Below are 1,165 nucleotides of genomic sequence, written 5' to 3'. Positions count from 1 at the left end.
AAGACCTCGCGCAGGCCCTTCCTGTCGCCCCGGTTCGGCGTTGCCGTGACCCCGAAGATGCAGGCGTCGGGATTGGCTTCGCGCACGCGGTCGATGATGCGGCGGTAGCTGTCGGCGACGGCATGGTGCGCCTCGTCAATGACCAGCAGGTCGAGGCGCGGCATGTCGGCGAGGTTCGAAGCCCGCGCCAGCGTCGGCACCATGGCGAAGGCGACCTGGCCGTTCCAGGATTTCTCGGTGGCGTCGATGACCGAGGTGGCGACGCCCGGCACCACACGCTGGAACTTGGCGCGGTTCTGCGCTGTCAGCTCGTCGCGATGCGCCAGCACGCAGGCCTTGGCGCCGTCGCCGATCATCTCGCCGGTGACCGCCGAGAGCATGATTGTCTTTCCCGCGCCGGTGGGCGCCACGCCCAAGGTGTTGCCGCGGGAAGCGAGCGCAGCCACGCTGCGCTCGACGAAGGTTTTCTGGCGGGGGCGCAGGCGCATGGCCGGTCTCCCCCTTACTGCGCCCAGCTCGGCCGACCGACGGCGCCGGGGGCGGACGCGGGCTGGCTGGGCTGGGAGGCCGTGGTGGGCTGCTGCGGGGCGTGGCCCCGCGCCGGGGCGGCGGCGAAATGCGGCGCGACCGTGCCCATCAGCGCGGCGTAGTCGCGATGATCGGCGGTGACCGCGGCGCGGATCTCGTTCTTGTCCTCGCCGTTGGTGTCCTGGCCGATGTCGATGCGGGCGACGAACTCGACCCCGTCGAGATCGCCGAACCCGCTGATGCGGCGGCGCACCTGAGCCTCTGGCGAGTTGTCCTTGTCCGACACGCCGCGCGCCGAGTTGAGGATGCCGCGGATCAGGCCGCGCCCCATGTTCGCCCAGTCCGGGCCCTTCGGGCTATAGAGACCGATCAGCGACCAGATCTTGCGCCGGGCATAGGGACCCTCGAGCACCGTGTATTCGGCGTCGAGATAGACGGCGCCGGTGGCGGCGCGGCGCGCCCAGCCGCCGGTCCAGCCCTGCGAGGGGTCGTCGAAGCCGCCGGGGCGGAGCGTCAGGCGCACCTTGGCGAGCGTGCCTTTCGGGATGACGTTGGTGTTGGATTGGGCGGAGTTGAAGTCGTTCCAGGGTCCGGACATTGCGCGGCTCCTTTCAGTTGGAGGGTGGGACGCGCAGCG

General features: G+C 70.6%; 2 protein-coding genes. Both read right to left on the bottom strand.

The features are described from left to right. Positions 1–488, bottom strand: a 488-nt coding sequence (locus G5V65_RS21915) for a DEAD/DEAH box helicase (RefSeq protein ID WP_165054751.1), incomplete at its 3' end; no start/stop codon positions are given. Between the two features lie 14 nt (positions 489–502). Then, the gene (locus G5V65_RS21910) at positions 503–1,126 is read right to left on the bottom strand and encodes a hypothetical protein (RefSeq protein ID WP_165054748.1); all 624 of its coding nucleotides are present in this window, start codon (positions 1,124–1,126) and stop codon (positions 503–505) included. Between the last annotated feature and the right edge of the window lie 39 nt (positions 1,127–1,165).

It is taken from the genome of Paragemmobacter kunshanensis, from assembly GCF_011059185.1.
GTDB lineage: Bacteria > Pseudomonadota > Alphaproteobacteria > Rhodobacterales > Rhodobacteraceae > Paragemmobacter > Paragemmobacter kunshanensis.
Note: the sequence above shows the minus strand (reverse complement) of the source record. Positions and strands in the feature narration are given on the sequence as shown.